We start from the raw sequence: 15590 nt of genomic DNA on the forward strand, positions 1-15590 counted from the left end.
TCACGTCAGACGCGTCACGTCACGTGCGTCACGCCACGCGCGTCCCGTCAACGAAGCGCGGCCCCGGAACGGCTACCCGGCTACCCGGCAGCTACCCGGCTACCCCCGCTCAGCGGGATCCTGCCCACCCGCACCCGTACCCGCCCCCGTACCCGCGTCGTCAACATCAACGACGTCCGCATCCGCGTCCACATCCACATCGGTGGCCGGATCCGCTTCCGCGACCGGCAGCCGTACGGTCACCACCAGCCCGCCGCCCTCGCCCCCGGGCTCCGCCTCGACCGTCCCCCCGTGCGCCTTGGCGATCGAGCGGACGATGGAGAGCCCGAGGCCGGCGCCCCGGCCCATGCGGTCCCGGCCCTCGCCCCGCCGGAACGGCTCGAACAGCGCGGGCACGTCCTCCTCCGCCACCACCGGACCGGTGTTGCGGACCACCAGCTCCGCGCCCCTGACCCGGATGTCCACGCTGCCGCCGGGCACGTTGTACGTCACCGCGTTGACCAGCAGGTTCCCCACCATCTGGCCGAGCAGCAGCCGGTTACCCCGTACGCGCTCCGCGTCCGTCACCACCACCGACCGGTCCAGCCGGTGCCTGGCCGCCTCCTCCGCGACCGCCTCGCCGAGGTCGATCAGCTCCTTGTCCTGCACCTCGCGCTCGCTGCGCGCCAGGACCAGCAGCCCCTCGATCAGCTGCTCGCTGCGCCGGTTGTTGTCGAGGAGGGTCTTCTTCGTACGGGCCAGCTCCTCCGCCGTACAGCCCTCGTCCAGTCCGACCTGGATCGCGGTGCGCTGGGTCGCCAAGGGGGTGCGCAGCTCGTGCGAGGCGTTCGCGATGAACCGGCGCTGGCTGTCGAACGCCTTCTGGAGCCGCGCCAGCAGCGCGTCCAGCGTGTCCCCGAGTTCCTTCAGCTCGTCGTCCGGGCCGTTCGCCCCGATCCGCTCGTGGAGGTTGCGCTCCGAGAGCCGCCGGGCCTGCGCGGTCATGGCGTGCACCGGGCGCAGCACGCGGCCGGCCGTCCACCAGCCGACCCCCACCGCGCAGGCCGCCATCACCACGAGCGCGGCGACGGACCAGAACAGCATCTCGTCGGAGGCGACGTCCGTGACGGTGTCCGTGAGCTGGTAGGCGGTGACCGGCGCGATCTGCTGTTCGCTGATCAGGCCGGGTACGGACGCGGACGGCGGCGTGGGAGCCACCTGCACCGGCGTCACCCGGCCGGCGATCTCGTCGGCCTCGGTCTGCGTACTGGCGCTGGAGAGCAGGTTGACGATCGTGAGCAGACAGCCGCCGAGGACCAGGAAGACCCAGCCGTAGATCAGCGCGACCCGGGTGCGGATGGTGGTGGCACGGGCGCCGAGGGAGACGGCCCCGCGCAGCCGGAGGGCCCGTATCCGGGGGCGGGGACGGCGCCCGCGCGAGGTCTTCGTACCGCTGCCGCTGCTCACAGCGTGTATCCCACCCCCTGCACGGTACGGATCAGCGGCGGGTCCCCCAGCTTGGACCGCAGCTTGCTCAGGCAGACCCGTACCGCGCCCGTGAAGGGATCGGCGTGCGCGTCCCAGGCGCGCTCCAGCAGTTCCTCGGCCGAGACCGGCGCCCCGTCCGCCTCCAGCAGGATCTGGAGCACGGAGAACTCCTTGGGCGACAGGTCCAGCTCACGGCCGTCCCGCGTCGCCGTCCGCCGTACGGAGTCCAGCCGTACCCCGTGCCGCTCCAGCTGCGGCGGTACGGGCCGGGCGCTGCGCCGCCGCAGGGCGCGCACCCGCGAGACCAGCTCGGGGAAGTCGAACGGCTTGCCCAGGTAGTCGTCGGCGCCCAGGTCGAGCCCTTCGACGCGGTCCTCCATGGACACGGACGCGGTGAGCATGAGGATGCGCGTGCGGGAGGCGTCGGCGACGAGCTTGCGCGCGACGTCGTCGCCGTGCACGCGCGGGAGGTCGCGGTCGAGCACGACGACGTCGTAGTCGTGCAGGCCCAGGTAGGCGAGCGCCGCGTCCCCGCTGTACACGGTGTCGACGGCGAACCCCGCGCGCCGCAGCCCGGTGGCCACCAACTCCGCCAGGACCTCCTCGTCCTCGGCGACCAGTACCCGCATGCTCCCGTCCCCTGTCCCGTTGCCCGCCCCGACTCGTTCCGCCCCGGCCCTGTCCGTCCCGGCCCCGTCCGCCTCGTACATGATGCCCTTTCCCTCCCAGGATGGGCCTGGGATCGGCCTGTCTACCGCAATGGGGGTTTCGCAAAGCTCTCCCCCCGTAAACGTGGGCGACTCGCCGCAAGAGGCTCGGATACGATATTGACATTCCGTAGACCGATCGGTCACCCCGTGTAGCGAATTGGGAGCAGCCTGCAATGGCTCGACACCTCATCACCAGCGCCCTTCCGTACATCAACGGGATCAAGCACCTGGGCAACATGGTGGGGTCCATGCTCCCGGCGGACGTGTACGCGCGGTATCTGCGCCAGCGCGGCCACGAGGTCCTGTACATCTGTGCCACCGACGAGCACGGCACCCCCGCCGAGCTGGCCGCCAAGGAGGCGGGCGTGCCGGTGGACGCGTTCTGCGCCGAGCAGCACGACGCGCAGAAGGCCATCTACGACGGATTCGAGCTCGCGTTCGACTATTTCGGGCGCAGCTCCTCCGCCGAGAACCGCGACATCACCCAGCACTTCGCGCGCCGGCTCAAGGAGAACGGCTTCATCGAGGAGCGGGCGATCCGCCAGGTCTTCTCGATCGCCGACGACCGCTTCCTGCCGGACCGCTACATCGTCGGCACGTGCCCGCACTGCGGTTACGACAAGGCCCGCGGCGACCAGTGCGAGAACTGCACGCGCGTGCTGGACCCGACGGACCTGATCGAGCCGCGCTCCGCGATCAGCGGCAGCAGCGATCTGGAGGTCCGCGAGACCAAGCACCTCTTCCTCCTCCAGTCGAAGCTGGCGGGCGAGGTCGAGCGCTGGATCGACGCGACGAGCGAGGAGTGGCCGCAGCTCGCCTCCTCCATCGCCCGCAAGTGGCTGACCGAGGGACTGCACGACCGGGCGATCACCCGTGACCTGGACTGGGGCGTGCCGGTCCCGGCGGACACCTGGCCGGACCTGGCGGCCGAGGGCAAGGTCTTCTACGTCTGGTTCGACGCGCCGGTCGAGTACATCGGCGCGACGAAGGAGTGGGCGGACGCCGCGCCGGACACCGGCACGGAGGACCGTGACTGGAAGTCGTGGTGGTACGACGCCGACGACACGGTCCGCTACACCGAGTTCATGGCCAAGGACAACGTCCCGTTCCACACGGTGATGTTCCCCGCCACCCAGCTGGGCACCCGCGAGCCGTGGAAGAAGGTCGACTACGTCAAGGCGTTCAACTGGCTGAACTACTACGGCGGGAAGTTCTCCACGTCCCAGAAGCGGGGCATCTTCACGGACGCCGCGCTGGAGCTGCTGCCGGCCGACTACTGGCGCTACTTCCTGATGGCGAACGCGCCGGAGTCGGACGACACCTCCTTCTCCTGGGAGCACTTCACGGCGACGGTCAACAAGGACCTCGCCGACACCCTCGGCAACTTCGTCAACCGCGTGCTGTCCTTCTCGCGCAAGCGCTTCGGCGACGCCGTACCGGCGGGCAGTGCGGCCGGCCCGGCGGAGGCGCGGCTGGGCGAGGAGATCGCGCGGCTGCTCGCGGAGTACGAGGGCCACATGGAGGCGCTCCAGTTCCGCAAGGCGGCGGCGGCGCTGCGCGCGCTGTGGTCGGCGGGCAACTCCTACCTGGAGGAGAAGGCCCCCTGGCTGGAGATCAAGACCGACGAGGAGGGCGCGGCGCTGACCCTCCGTACGGCGATGAACCTGATCCATCTCTACGCGGTGGTCTCCGAACCGTTCATCCCGGCGTCCGCGAGGGCGATGCGCTCGGCGTTCGCGCTGGCCGACGACACGGCGGCCTGGGTGTCGGCGGAGGAGGCGAAGGCGCTGGCGTCGGTCCCGGCGGGTACGGCGTTCACGGTGCCCCCGGTGCTGTTCGCGAAGATCACGGACGAGGAACTGGCCGCGTACCGCGAGCGCTTCGGCGGCGAGGGCGAGGAGCCGGCCGCGTAGGGCGGTGCCGACTGACCCGCACACCCCAGGGTGCTCGGGCCGCACCACGCCGCCGCCCGAGCGCCCGCCAGTGAGGTATCCGGATGCTCGGATACTCGGACGCCCTGATCAGCACATCGCCATATGTGCACTCCGTCGGAGAACAGGTTTTCCGGACCAGCGAACAAGCTGTTCAACGGTTCAGCGGACCAACCGATCGGCGGACCAACGGGCCAAACGCTCACCGGACCGTCTGATCAGTCCCATCAGTCCGATCACCGGATCGGCGACCATCAGATGGTCCGACCGTCACGTGGTCCGAACATCGGGGCGCGCTCGCCCGCTCACCGGCCGAGCGCGTTCCAGTCCCCCATCACCACCACCGGCCGCTTCGCCGGGTCGAGCAGCCGCAGCAGTTCCCTCATCCGCTCGCGCGGCAGCGAGACACAGCCCTGGGTCGCGCCTCCGTGGTCCACATGGAGCCAGATGCCCCCGCCCTTCTCCGCGCCGAGCGGCCGGGTCCAGTCGAGCGGGGTGGTGCCGGGCTTCCTGTTGTAGTTGATGGCGACGACGTAGTCGAAGGACCCCGCCAGCGGCTCCCCCTGGGCCCCGTTGCCGGTCGCCGTGAAGGCGGGCCCCCGGTCGTACGGAAGCTTCGTGCCGGGATCGGCGAGCCTGCCGCCCGCGTCCGTGAGCCCGAACACCCCGATGGGGCTGCGCAGGTCGCCCACCCGGTGGTCGTCGGTCCAGCCGCGCACGGCGTTGTGGGCGGGCCACTCGTCGGAGGCGGGCTGCCAGCCGGTGTCCGGATCGCGCTCGTAGACCCGGACGGCGGACCGGTCGGAGTCCCGGTCGGCGCCGGTCACCACCACGGCCTGGGAGGTCTTCGACGGGATCGCGGCGCGGGTCGCCGCGCCGAGGCCGGGGATCTCCTCGGGTTCGAGTGCGCGCGGTGCCATCACGAGCTGACTGGGGCCCCCGCTCGCGGCGGGCCCCGCGTTGTCCACCTGGGCGGAGGCGTCGGCCCGGCCGGGGGCGTCGGCGGAACCGGCCGGGCCCGCACAGCCGGTGACGAGCAGTCCGACGGCCAGCAGCCAGGCGGCGGGCAACAGGCTCCCGACCGGCCGGAGCCGGTGTACGGGACGAGGGGAGCGGTCGGGCATGTGCGCGGCCCCTTTCGTGTCTCGTCGTCGGATCGCCTGTCCCTGACGCCGGGACAGGTTCCGCCCACGTGCCGAAGTCTGCGCCGCCGGTCATCGTACGGACATCCCCGACGGCCCCCGGCGCGTCATCACCATCCCCTGTACGACCGTCTTGCCGAGTCGGGCAGCGTTCAACGTGCCGTGAGACACCTCGATGAGGCGGCCCCAGCCCGGGCCGGGCCCCCACGAGACACACGGAGCGCGCCCACCGGCCGCCCGACGGTCGCCCGTTGACGGGCGCGGTCGCGGCACCGCGGCCGACCTCCCGGCTCTCACCACCGGACACGCACGCAGCCGCGGGCGCTCTCGGCGCAAGAGGCTGGGGGCCGTACCCCGTACGGCCCCCAGCCCCTCACACTCGCTCCGAGCCGGCACGCACCGCGCGGCTCATCCCGCGCACACCGCGCGGCTCATCCCGCGTCAGTCCCCCGGCTTCGCCACCGGCTTGCGCAGCGCGATGTTCAGCTCCCGCAGCCGGCTCTCCTCCAGCTCCGTGGGCGCGCCCATCATCAGGTCCTGCGCGTTGCCGTTCAGCGGGAAGGCGATCGTCTCCCGGATGTTCGGCTCGTCCGCCAGCAGCATGACGATACGGTCCACGCCCGGTGCGATGCCGCCGTGCGGCGGGGCGCCGAGGCGGAAGGCGCGGAGCATGCCCGCGAACTCGTGTTCCACGGTCTCCCGGTCGTAGCCCGCGATCTCGAACGCCTTGAGCATCAGCTCCGGCTTGTGGTTACGGATCGCGCCCGACGACAGCTCGATCCCGTTGCAGACGATGTCGTACTGCCACGCCAGGACGTCCAGCGGGTCCTGGGTCTCCAGGGCCTCCAGGCCGCCCTGCGGCATCGAGAACGGGTTGTGCGAGAAGTCGATCTTCCCGGTGTCCTCGTCCTTCTCGTACATCGGGAAGTCGACGATCCAGCAGAACCGGAAGACGCCCTCCTCGAAGTGCCCGGCGCGCTTCGCGGCCTCGACCCGCACCGCGCTCATGATCTTCGAGACCTCGTCGAACTCGCCCGCGCCGAAGAAGACCGCGTGGCCGGGGACCAGGGACAGCCGCTCGGTGAGGACCTTGACGTTCTCCTCGGTGAGGAACTTGGCGATCGGGCCGCTCAGCGCGCCGTCGTCGCCGACCCGGACCCAGGCCAGCCCCTTCGCGCCCTGCTCGACGGCGTACTCACCGAGCCCGTCGAAGAACTTGCGCGACTGGCCCGCCGTGTCCGGCACCGGCAGCGCGCGCACGTGCTTGCCGGCGAACGCCTTGAACTCGGAGCCCTCGAAGACGTCCGAGATGTCCACCAGCTCCAGCCGGGCGCGCAGGTCCGGCTTGTCGTTGCCGTACTTGAGCATGGACTCCCGGTACGGGATCCGCGGGAACGGCGAGGTGACATGGCGGCCGCCGCCGAACTCCTCGAACAGCTCCGTCATCAGCTTCTCGATCGGCCGGAAGACGTCCTCCTGCTCGACGAAGCTCATCTCGACGTCGAGCTGGTAGAACTCGCCGGGCGAGCGGTCGGCGCGGGCGTCCTCGTCACGGAAGCACGGGGCGATCTGGAAGTAGCGGTCGAAGCCCGAGATCATCAGCAGCTGCTTGAACTGCTGCGGGGCCTGCGGCAGCGCGTAGAACTTGCCGGGGTTCAGCCGCGAGGGCACCACGAAGTCACGAGCGCCCTCGGGAGAGGTCGCGGTGAGGATCGGGGTCGCCATCTCGTTGAAGCCGAGCGCGGTCATCTTGTGCCGGATGGCGGAGATGACGGCCGTGCGCAGCATGATGTTGCGGTGCATGCGCTCTCGGCGCAGGTCGAGGAAGCGGTACTCCAGGCGGCGCTCCTCGTTGACGCCGTCCTCGGTGTTGATCGTGAACGGCAGCGGGCCCGCCGAGCCGAGGATCTCGACCTCCGAGACCTCGATCTCGATCTCGCCGGTGGGCAGCTCCGGGTTGACGTTCTCCGCACCGCGCGCGGAGACCGTGCCGTCGACGCGGACGACGGTCTCCTTGGTGAGCTTGGACAGCTCCTCGTTCGCGGGGGTGCCGGGGCGGGCGACCAGCTGGACCAGACCGTAGTGGTCCCGCAGATCGATGAAGAGGATGCCGCCCAGGTCTCGGCGATTGTGCAGCCAGCCGCTCAGTCGGACGTCGGTGCCGACGTCAGAGGCGCGGAGCTCGCCGCAGGTGTGGGACCTGTACCGATGCATCGTCGTTCATCCAGTCTTAGCAAGTCGGGAGGGGCCGGAAGATACAAGGCTACCGCCCGGGTGACGGGGCACCCTCGGTGGCAATGCATGCACACATCTTCATAAAGTGGGGCAATGCGCACCGAGGATCTCCTGGCCGCCATCGCAACGGGACTGTGGCGGTGGGACACCGTGTCCAGGACGGTCACCCTCGACGCGGAGGCGGCCCGCCTGCTCGGGCTGCCCGCGGAGCCCGCCGTCCTGTCCGAGAGCGAGGCCCGCGCCCGCTTCCACCCCGTCGACTGGAACGAGGTCGACGGCATCGTGCACCTCGCCATCGCCGAGGAGACCCTCGCCGAGGCCCGGCTGCGGATCATGGACGGGAACGGCCGGGTGCTGCGGACGGTGCGGTCCCGGGCCAAGCCGGTCGTCACCTCCCACGAGGACGGGCGGCGCGACTTCGTCATGTACGGCACGGTCCAGGAGGTCGCCGAGCCCCAGCCGGGGAGGACGGTGGAGGGCGGGCCGGTCACCGGCGACTGGCGCCGCTCGCGCGAGGCGTTCCTGCTGGACGCGGGGCGGGCGCTGGCCGAGGCGCGGTCCACGGAGGAGGTGCTGCGGGTCGCCGCGTCGCTGTCGATGCCGGGCTTCTCGCCGGACGGGCTGGCGGTCTTCAGCGTCACGGCCCTCCCGGGGGCGCCGGGTACGACGGGTGCGACGGGTGCGACGAGTGCGGCGGGCGCGGCCGGCACGGCAGGTGCGGCCGAAGGCTCGGGCGGCCCGGACGGACCGGACGGACCGAGCGACCCGGACGGCCCGGGCGCCACGAGAACGCCGGGCCCGGCAGCGACCACCGCGTCCGCCGGACGGCTCACCATCATCGGGCACCACGGGCACACGGCCGACGACGTGGTGCCGTTCCAGGAGATGACGCTCGACACCGACTATCCGGCGGCCGAGGTGGTACGGACCGGGCGGGCCGTCTATCTGCCCACGCCGGAGTCGTACCGCGCCCGCTATCCCTCCACCTGGCATTACGTCCAGCGCTTCGAACGCCGCTCCTGGGCCTTCCTCCCGCTCGTCGTGGCGGGCCGCACGCTCGGCACCTGGATGGCCGCCTTCAAGCACCGGGTCGCCTTCTCCCCCGACGAGCGGTCCGTCCTGACGACGGTGGCACGGATGCTGGCGCAGGCGCTGGACCGCGCCGGGACCGTCGAGTCCGAGCGCGAGCTGTCCCTGGGCCTCCAGCGCTCGATGATGCCCACGCTCGGGCTCCAGGTGCCGGGGATGACGGTGGTGGCGCGGTACGTGCCGACCGGCGGCGGCCTCCAGGTCGGCGGCGACTGGTACGACATGATCCCGCTGCCGGGCGGGCGGTCCGGGGCGGGCGGGCGGTCCGGGGCGGAGGGTCGCCCGGGCCGGTTCGCGCTGGTCATCGGGGACGTACAGGGGCATGACGTACGGGCGGCGGGCCTGATGGGGCAGTTGCGGACCGCGCTGCGGGCGTACGCCTCGGAGGGCCACCGGCCGGACGCCGTCCTCGCACGCGCCTCGCGTTTCCTGGTCGGGCTCCAGGAGTACCCGGCACAGGCGGTTCCGGGCGGCCGGGACGCCGGCGCGGGCACCGCTCGTACGGGAGCCGTCGGCGGAGGCGGGAGCGGGGCCGGGGCCGGGAGCGGGGCCGGCGGCGTGACCGACCTGACCGACGAGGAGTACATCGTCTCCGGCCCGCGCTTCGCGACCTGCCTCTACCTGGAGGTGGACCCGGAGACCGGGATCATCGAGATCGCCCGCGCCGGTCATCCCGACCCGGTGATCCGTACGGCGGACGGGATGGCGGTCGTACGGGAGACTGCGGGCGGACTGCCGCTCGGCATCGAGGAGGACTCCGACTACCCGACGACCAGGCTCGTGCTGGACCCGGGCGAGACGCTCATGCTGTGCACGGACGGCCTGATCGAGACGGGCGGGCACGACCTGGCGACCGGCTGGGCCCGGCTGCGGCCGGTCCTGGAGGCGGCCGGCGGGACCGGCGAGGCGGCGCTGGAGAAGCTCGCCGACGACCTGGTCCAGGCGGTGCACGGCCCGGCCTCGCACTACACGACCGGGCCGCTGCCGGACCGCCGCGAGGACGACGTCGCCCTGCTGCTGCTCGGCAGGGACCTGCCGGAGGGCCGTACGGGCGCGGGGGCGGCTTTCGACGGCACGGCCCTCGGCGCGGGTACGGGCGGGGACGCGGGCACGGCGGGTACGGGGGCCGGGCGGGCGCCGGCACCGCCGCGCCGTATCGCGCTGACCGTCGCCCAGGCCGAGCCGGAGCGGATCGCGGACGCCCGCCGGCAGCTGTGCATGCTGCTGCACGACTGGGAGAACGCGGAGCAGCTCGACGCGGCCGAGCTGATGGTCTCCGAGATGGCGACGAACGTCCTGGTGCACACCGACGGGGACGCGCTGCTGTACGCGGAGGTGAGAGGCGCGCGGGGGGAGCGGCGGCTACGGGTCGAGGTCGCCGACACCAGCGACGAACTGCCGCACGTACGCACCCCGGGCGAGCTGGCGTCCGGCGGGCGGGGACTGGTGCTGCTGGGGATGCTGGCGGACGCGTGGGGGGTGGATCCGCGCGGGGAGGGCAAGTCGATCTGGTTCGAACTCCGCGAGCGCGAGGAGGACGAGGAGAGGGAGAAGGGCGAGGAGGGGGCGGGGGCCCCGGAATCCCGGCCGGTCCGGCCCGGAGCGCCGCCGGAGCCGCCCGGGCCGGCGGCGGGACCGCCGGGACCGGGATAGCCGGGACCACCGGACCCCGTCCCCGGGCGGCCGAAGCCGGCGTCGGTCCCCGTACCGGGGTGGCCGGGACCACCGGAGCCCGTACCGGGGCGGCCCGGCCCACCGGACCCCGTACCGGGGTGGCCGGGACCACCACCGGACCCCGTCCCGGGGCGGCCGGGGTCGGCGCCGGGACCGCCCGGCCCGTCATGACGTTCGTGCCCGTCGTCGCCACCGCCGTCCCCGTACCGCCGTCGCAGCTCCGAGAGGACACCGAACGCGGCGGCCGTCAGCGGTACGGCGAGCAGCATCCCGAGGATCCCGGCGACGGTCGCGCCCGCCGTGATCGCGAGCATCACCACGGCGGGGTGCATCTGGACCGTACGGCTCTGGACGGCCGGCTGGAGCACGTGCCCCTCCAGCACCTGCACGGCGAGCACCACCCCGAGCGTCCAGAGCCCGATCACCCAGCCCCGGTCGGCGAGCGCGACCAGCACGGCGACGGCGCCCGAGAGGAACGCGCCGAGGTAGGGGATGTACGCGCCGACGAACACCAGCGCGCCCAGCCCGACGGCTCCCGGCACGCGCAGGACGAGCAGCCCCACGGTGATGAGGACGGCGTCGATGAGCGCGATGACGGTGGTGCCGCGCATGAACCCCTCGACGGCCTCGAAGGCGCGGCGGGCCATGGCCTCGACGGTGGCGGCCGTGTGGTGCGGGGCGAGCGACTTGAGGGCGCGCAGCGTGCGGTCGGAGTCGCGCAGGAAGAAGAACATGAGCAGGAGCGCGAGAACGGCGGTGGCGATCAGCTCGCCGACGACGCTGATGCCGGTGAGCACGCCGGAGGCGGCGGTGGCACCGAACTTGCCGAGCAGGCTCTTGGCGTTCTTCAGCAGATCGTCGAGCGAGGTCCCGGCGGCGCCGAAGTGCGAGGTCACGCTCGTGGCGATCTGCCGCAGGGACGCGACGATCTGGTCTCCGGTGTCGAACAGCGCGCTGACGACGATGTATCCGGCGCCCCCGACGACGGCCACCACCGCGACGCAGGTGAGCGCGGCGGCGACCGAGCGGTTCACCTTGACGGCCACGAGCCGGCGGTGGAACGGCCGGAGCAGGGCGGTGCCGAGGAGAGCGAGCAGGACGGGGGTGACGGCGGTCTTGAAGGTCACGCACAACCAGATCGCCACGGCCCCGACCCCGGCGACGAGCAGTACGACGCCGCACCAGGCGGCGAGACGGCGAACGCTCTCGGGCAGCAGCACGTCTCCACCCGACCACGGCCCGCACGGGGTGTCCCCCGGACCGCCACCGCGCGAGTGACCCCCGGCAGCCCCGTACGGGGCACGGCCTCCGGCACGGAGGCCGGGGGCGGTGCGCCGTTCAGCTTCCCGTCAGAACCCCGCGGTCCCGTACATCCGGTCCCCCGCGTCGCCCAGCCCGGGCACGATGTACCCGTTCTCGTTCAGCCGCTCGTCCACCGCCGCCGTCACGACCGTCACCGGCGTCCCCGCCAGCTCCCGCTCCATCACCTCGACGCCCTCCGGCGCCGCCAGCAGGACCACGGCCGTCACATCGTCCGCGCCGCGCTTGATCAGCTCCTGTATGGCCGCGACGAGCGTTCCGCCGGTCGCCAGCATGGGGTCGAGGACGTACACCTGACGGCCCGAGAGGTCCTCGGGCATACGGCTCGCGTACGTGGACGCCTGGAGCGTCTCCTCGTTGCGGATCATGCCGAGGAAGCCCACCTCGGCCGTCGGCAGCAGCCGGACCATGCCGTCCAGCATGCCGAGCCCGGCCCGCAGGATCGGGACCACCAGGGGCCGGGGGTGCGAGAGCTTCACGCCGGTCGTGGCCGTCACCGGGGTGTCGATGTCGACCTGTTCGGTCCTGACGTCCCGGGTGGCCTCGTACGCGAGCAGGGTCACCAGCTCGTCGGCGAGCCGCCGGAAGGTGGGGGAGTCGGTGCGCCGATCGCGCAGCGTGGTGAGTTTGTGCGCCACCAGCGGGTGGTCGACGACGTGAATCCGCATGCCGACCACAGTAACCGGGGGCCAAGACCGTACGCGCTGCGACCAAGACCCGAAATGGGCATCAACCGCCCGCCGGGAGGGAAGGTGAGAAAGCCTACGGACGCGGCCGGGGGTGGGGAGATGCCGATGCCGGACAACGAGCGAGGCGTCGAGGGCGGGCGCACCGCCCTCGACGGGGCAGGGCCCGGGGACAGCGGGGCCGGGGCCGCGGGGCGGGCCGGGCACGACACCGGGGACGGGGCGTCGAGCGGGAGCGCGACGGAAACCCCGGTGCCTGCGGAAATCCCGGCACCTGCCGACGCCGGCGGCCGGACCGAGCCGGAGACGGAGACGGAGCCCACGGAGGCCGAGACCGAGGCCGAGCGCCGCCGCAGGCGTGCGCAGTTCCTGCGGGAGCTGCACGAGGCGAAGGCGCTGCGCGAGCGCGTGAAGCCCCGCAAGGCCCGCACCGCGCGCCTGCGCCAGCAGATGCGGATGCGCACCTTCCGCTGGTGATCCGGCCCCGGCACCGGCCGCGCCACCACCGGGCCACCACCGGCCGCCCCTGTGTCGCCGCCAGGTGCCACCGGCCACTCCGCGCCAAAAGGCCGCCCCGCTCAACACCCTCGCCGCCCGTTCCGGCTGTCGGCCACACGCGCGAGCCACGCCGGGACGCGCGGGCCATGTGTGGACGATGTGCGAGGCGCGTGTACGGTCAGCTCACGGCCCTCGCCCGATCCCGGGGCCGCAGTGAGGCCGTCCGGCGCCAGGTCCGAACAGGGAGCCAAATTAAGGTGGCTCCCCGACGCAACGCCTGAAGACCTCTCGCGAAGCGCTCGTTTCTGCCACGATGCCGAGTGGGCGGGGCGGGACAGCGCACCGCCGGATCGTCACACCTCTGACCAGTGGGAGAGTCACGGTGTACTTCGCCGCACTGCTCGCGCGCACCGAAGACGGGTGGGAAGCGAGCGATACAGAGCTCGACGATGTGGAGACCCTGGCCGATCTGGCCGACCTGGCCCGCGAGGCCTCGGTGGACGAGGACACGGTCCTCGTCTTCATCGAGCAGGAGGACGCCTGGTTCGGCATCGTCCGTGTGGAAGGCGAGGAAGACCCTCGTATCTACGTCTCCGACGCGGCCGCGGCCGCCCGCTCCTCGTACGGGGAGATCCTCATCGACGAACTGATCGACAAGGACAACGACCCGGCCGACGACCTGGACACGCTCGACCTCGACGGTACGGAGGACGGCGAGCCGGGCGGGGCCGACGACGAGTACGCGGACACCGGCGACGCCCTCGTGGCGGACGGGGAGACCGTGCCCACGGGCGCCATCGGCGACCGGGAGATCCTGGCGGACCTCGGGCTGTCCGGGGCCGAACTGCTGGCGCTGGAGTCCGACGCGATGGCCGAGATCGCGGAAGCACTGGGGGCCGCCGACGTACTGGAGACCGTCCGCTAGTGCTCCCCCCGCACACCCCGGCGCCCGATCCGGTACGGGAACCCTGGCGGGCGTCCATGCGCCGTGCCCTGGACGAGGCGGCGCGGGCGGCCGGGTCCGGTGACGTACCGGTCGGGGCGGTCGTGCTCGACCCGGCCGGGCAGCTGATCGCCACGGGCCGCAACGAACGCGAGGCGACCGGCGACCCGACGGCCCACGCGGAGGTCCTCGCGCTCCGCCGGGCGGCCGGCCGCCTCGGCGCCTGGCGGCTGACCGGCTGCACGCTCGTGGTGACGCTGGAACCGTGCACGATGTGCGCGGGGGCGATCGTCCAGTCCCGGGTGGACCGCCTCGTCTTCGGCGCGCTCGACGAGAAGGCGGGCGCGGCCGGCTCACTCTGGGACGTCGTACGGGACCGCCGGCTCAACCACCGGCCCGAGGTGATCCACGGCGTACTGGCCGAGGAGTGCGCGGCGCTGCTGACGGCGTTCTTCCGCGACCGCTGAGACACCCGCGCGGGCGGCCCCGGATACCGATTTCGAACCACGGCCCACCTTGGGCTAGGATCTCTCCCGGTAGCGTGTCCGAGCGGCCGAAGGAGCTCGCCTCGAAAGCGAGTGTGGCGCAAGTCACCGAGGGTTCAAATCCCTCCGCTACCGCAGGTAGAAGAGGCGCCCGGTTCATTGAACCGGGCGCCTCTTCGGCTTCCGTCTCAGTTCCCGTCTCAGTTGCTCCGAGTGGAACCCCGACGACGCCCCCGGCCCGGCACGCCACCGGCCGGATCAGAGGCCGTGGGTGCGGTGCAGTCGCCACAGGGTGAGGGCGAGCTGGAGACGCAGCCGCCCCCGCGGGTCGTGCACGGGCCAGCCGAGCCAGCGTTCCGCCTGCGTCAGCCTCCCCTGCAGCGTGGAGTGGTGCAGGGTCAGTTCGGCCGCCGCGGTGCGCAGGCTCATGGCGAACGCGAAGGAGTGGAGCGTACGGGCGGCCCACGGAGCGGACGCGACGGCACGCTCCAGTGCCCGTACGTCCGGAATCGGTTCGGTCCCGGGGCCGACGGTCTCCGCCAGCGGGGCGAGGCCGCCCAGCTCGTCCGCGTACACCGTGCGGGGGCCCGGGTCCCGGTCCGTGCCCTCCGCGGTGAAGCGGAGGGCGGTCCTGGCCGCGACCGCCGATTCGGGCAGGTCGAGCACGGGCACCGCCGGGCCGATCCCCGCGCGCGGGCCCTCGGCCGCGGCGGCACGCCCGCCCGGGACGGGCACCGCCTCGACCAGGAGCGCGGCTCCGGCCGGGGCCACGGCGCGGGCCGTCCCCGTGGTCCGCAGGCCCAGCAGACGGGCGGCTCGCCGGCGGGCCGGTTCCGGGGCGGAACGGTCCAGCAGCACCTCGACCGAGGCCGGATCAGCGCCCCGTTCGCCCGCCGGAGCCCGGCCCCGCGTCCGGTCGAGGACCTCGCGGGCGGCGGCCGAAGCCCGCTCCAGCACCATCGCGTGCACCCCGCCGGGCGGTCCCGGCCGCTCCAGCCACAGCGCCGGGGCGCCGCCCGGCGCCAGCGGGGCGGCCATCCACGCGGGGTCGACCGGCCCGGCGCCGTCCCGGCGGTCGGTGCGCACGCCGTCGGCGGTGACACGGACGCGTACGCCACGCTCCTCGTCCACCAGCCGGGCGGGGCAGCCGGACAGCACCGCGGCGCCCCGCACCAGTGCTTCCAGGCTCGCGCGCCCCTCGACCAGTCGGTCGAAGTACGCGATCACCCGGAGCGCGGCGCCGGCGTCCGGGTCGAGCGCCGCCAGCTTGCCCGCGAGCTCCTTCACAAGGGTCATCCTGCGTCTTCGGCCGGGGGATGCCAAGCGCTCTCCGAGCGTCCGTGACGAACCCCCGTCCGGGCCGGCCCGTCGGCCGGGAACCGCTCCGCGGCAGGGCCGGCCCACCGGCCG

At 72.9% G+C, this 15590-nt stretch carries 11 protein-coding genes, 1 tRNA gene and 1 pseudogene; 6 read left to right on the top strand and 7 right to left on the bottom strand.

The window, feature by feature from the left end:
* Positions 1-99: 99 nt before the first annotated feature.
* Complete coding sequence (locus IG02_RS0109190; protein WP_199813992.1) at positions 100-1392, bottom strand: sensor histidine kinase; 1293 nt, start codon at positions 1390-1392, stop codon at positions 100-102.
* Positions 1393-1442: 50 nt separating this feature from the next.
* Positions 1443-2096 carry a response regulator transcription factor gene (locus IG02_RS0109195; protein WP_030744054.1) on the bottom strand — a complete coding sequence of 218 codons (654 nt, stop codon included), beginning with the start codon at positions 2094-2096 and terminating at the stop codon, positions 1443-1445.
* Between the two features lie 254 nt (positions 2097-2350).
* On the opposite strand from IG02_RS0109195, the gene metG reads away from it, so the two are divergent.
* Positions 2351-4090, top strand: coding sequence for a methionine--tRNA ligase (gene metG, locus IG02_RS0109200; RefSeq protein WP_030744056.1), 1740 nt, complete (start codon positions 2351-2353; stop codon positions 4088-4090).
* Positions 4091-4413: 323 nt separating this feature from the next.
* Here metG and IG02_RS0109205 read toward each other — a convergent pair whose 3' ends face one another.
* Both IG02_RS0109205 and aspS read right to left on the bottom strand, forming a co-directional pair.
* Positions 4414-5232, bottom strand: coding sequence for a L,D-transpeptidase family protein (locus IG02_RS0109205; RefSeq protein ID WP_051764732.1), 819 nt, complete (start codon positions 5230-5232; stop codon positions 4414-4416).
* Positions 5233-5691: 459 nt separating this feature from the next.
* Positions 5692-7464, bottom strand: a complete 1773-nt coding sequence (gene aspS, locus IG02_RS0109210) for an aspartate--tRNA ligase (protein ID WP_030744061.1) — start codon at positions 7462-7464, stop codon at positions 5692-5694.
* 114 nt (positions 7465-7578) lie between these two features.
* Here aspS and IG02_RS40470 point away from each other — a divergent pair, with 114 nt between their 5' ends.
* Complete coding sequence (locus tag IG02_RS40470; RefSeq protein WP_234314676.1) at positions 7579-10227, top strand: ATP-binding SpoIIE family protein phosphatase; 2649 nt, start codon at positions 7579-7581, stop codon at positions 10225-10227.
* 155 nt (positions 10228-10382) lie between these two features.
* Here the strand turns inward: IG02_RS40470 and IG02_RS38965 are convergent.
* Positions 10383-11468 (bottom strand): annotated as a pseudogene (locus tag IG02_RS38965) (AI-2E family transporter); the annotation flags it as partial.
* 129 nt (positions 11469-11597) lie between these two features.
* Positions 11598-12236: a uracil phosphoribosyltransferase gene (gene upp / locus IG02_RS0109230; RefSeq protein WP_030744069.1), complete on the bottom strand. Its 639-nt coding sequence runs from the start codon at positions 12234-12236 to the stop codon at positions 11598-11600.
* 126 nt (positions 12237-12362) lie between these two features.
* On the opposite strand from upp, the gene IG02_RS43850 reads away from it, so the two are divergent.
* From IG02_RS43850 to IG02_RS0109250, 4 genes are all read left to right on the top strand, one after another.
* Positions 12363-12731: a hypothetical protein gene (locus tag IG02_RS43850; protein WP_158712266.1), complete on the top strand. Its 369-nt coding sequence runs from the start codon at positions 12363-12365 to the stop codon at positions 12729-12731.
* Between the two features lie 403 nt (positions 12732-13134).
* Complete coding sequence (locus IG02_RS0109240) at positions 13135-13677, top strand: hypothetical protein (protein WP_030744075.1); 543 nt, start codon at positions 13135-13137, stop codon at positions 13675-13677.
* Between the two features lie 56 nt (positions 13678-13733).
* Entirely contained in the window at positions 13734-14162 is a 429-nt protein-coding gene (gene tadA, locus IG02_RS0109245; protein WP_078854362.1) for a tRNA adenosine(34) deaminase TadA, read from the top strand.
* 68 nt (positions 14163-14230) lie between these two features.
* Positions 14231-14315: transfer RNA gene (locus IG02_RS0109250), tRNA-Ser, on the top strand.
* Positions 14316-14438: 123 nt separating this feature from the next.
* Here the strand turns inward: IG02_RS0109250 and IG02_RS0109255 are convergent.
* A complete protein-coding gene (locus IG02_RS0109255; protein WP_030744079.1) occupies positions 14439-15467 on the bottom strand; it encodes a helix-turn-helix domain-containing protein in 1029 nt (342 codons plus the stop codon).
* Positions 15468-15590 lie beyond the last annotated feature (123 nt).

Origin of the sequence: Streptomyces sp. NRRL F-5135, assembly GCF_000719775.1 — a bacterium.
In the GTDB taxonomy this organism is placed as follows: Bacteria; Actinomycetota; Actinomycetes; order Streptomycetales; family Streptomycetaceae; genus Streptomyces; species Streptomyces hebeiensis.

Coding starts and splice junctions, on each gene's coding strand:
- IG02_RS0109195 (WP_030744054.1), bottom strand. CDS start 2,096: ATGCGGGTACTGGTCGCCGAGGACGAGGAGGTCCTGGCGGAGTTGGTG.
- metG (WP_030744056.1), top strand. CDS start 2,351: ATGGCTCGACACCTCATCACCAGCGCCCTTCCGTACATCAACGGGATC.
- IG02_RS0109205 (WP_051764732.1), bottom strand. CDS start 5,232: ATGCCCGACCGCTCCCCTCGTCCCGTACACCGGCTCCGGCCGGTCGGG.
- aspS (WP_030744061.1), bottom strand. CDS start 7,464: ATGCATCGGTACAGGTCCCACACCTGCGGCGAGCTCCGCGCCTCTGAC.
- IG02_RS40470 (WP_234314676.1), top strand. CDS start 7,579: ATGCGCACCGAGGATCTCCTGGCCGCCATCGCAACGGGACTGTGGCGG.
- upp (WP_030744069.1), bottom strand. CDS start 12,236: ATGCGGATTCACGTCGTCGACCACCCGCTGGTGGCGCACAAACTCACC.
- IG02_RS43850 (WP_158712266.1), top strand. CDS start 12,363: ATGCCGGACAACGAGCGAGGCGTCGAGGGCGGGCGCACCGCCCTCGAC.
- tadA (WP_078854362.1), top strand. CDS start 13,734: ATGCGCCGTGCCCTGGACGAGGCGGCGCGGGCGGCCGGGTCCGGTGAC.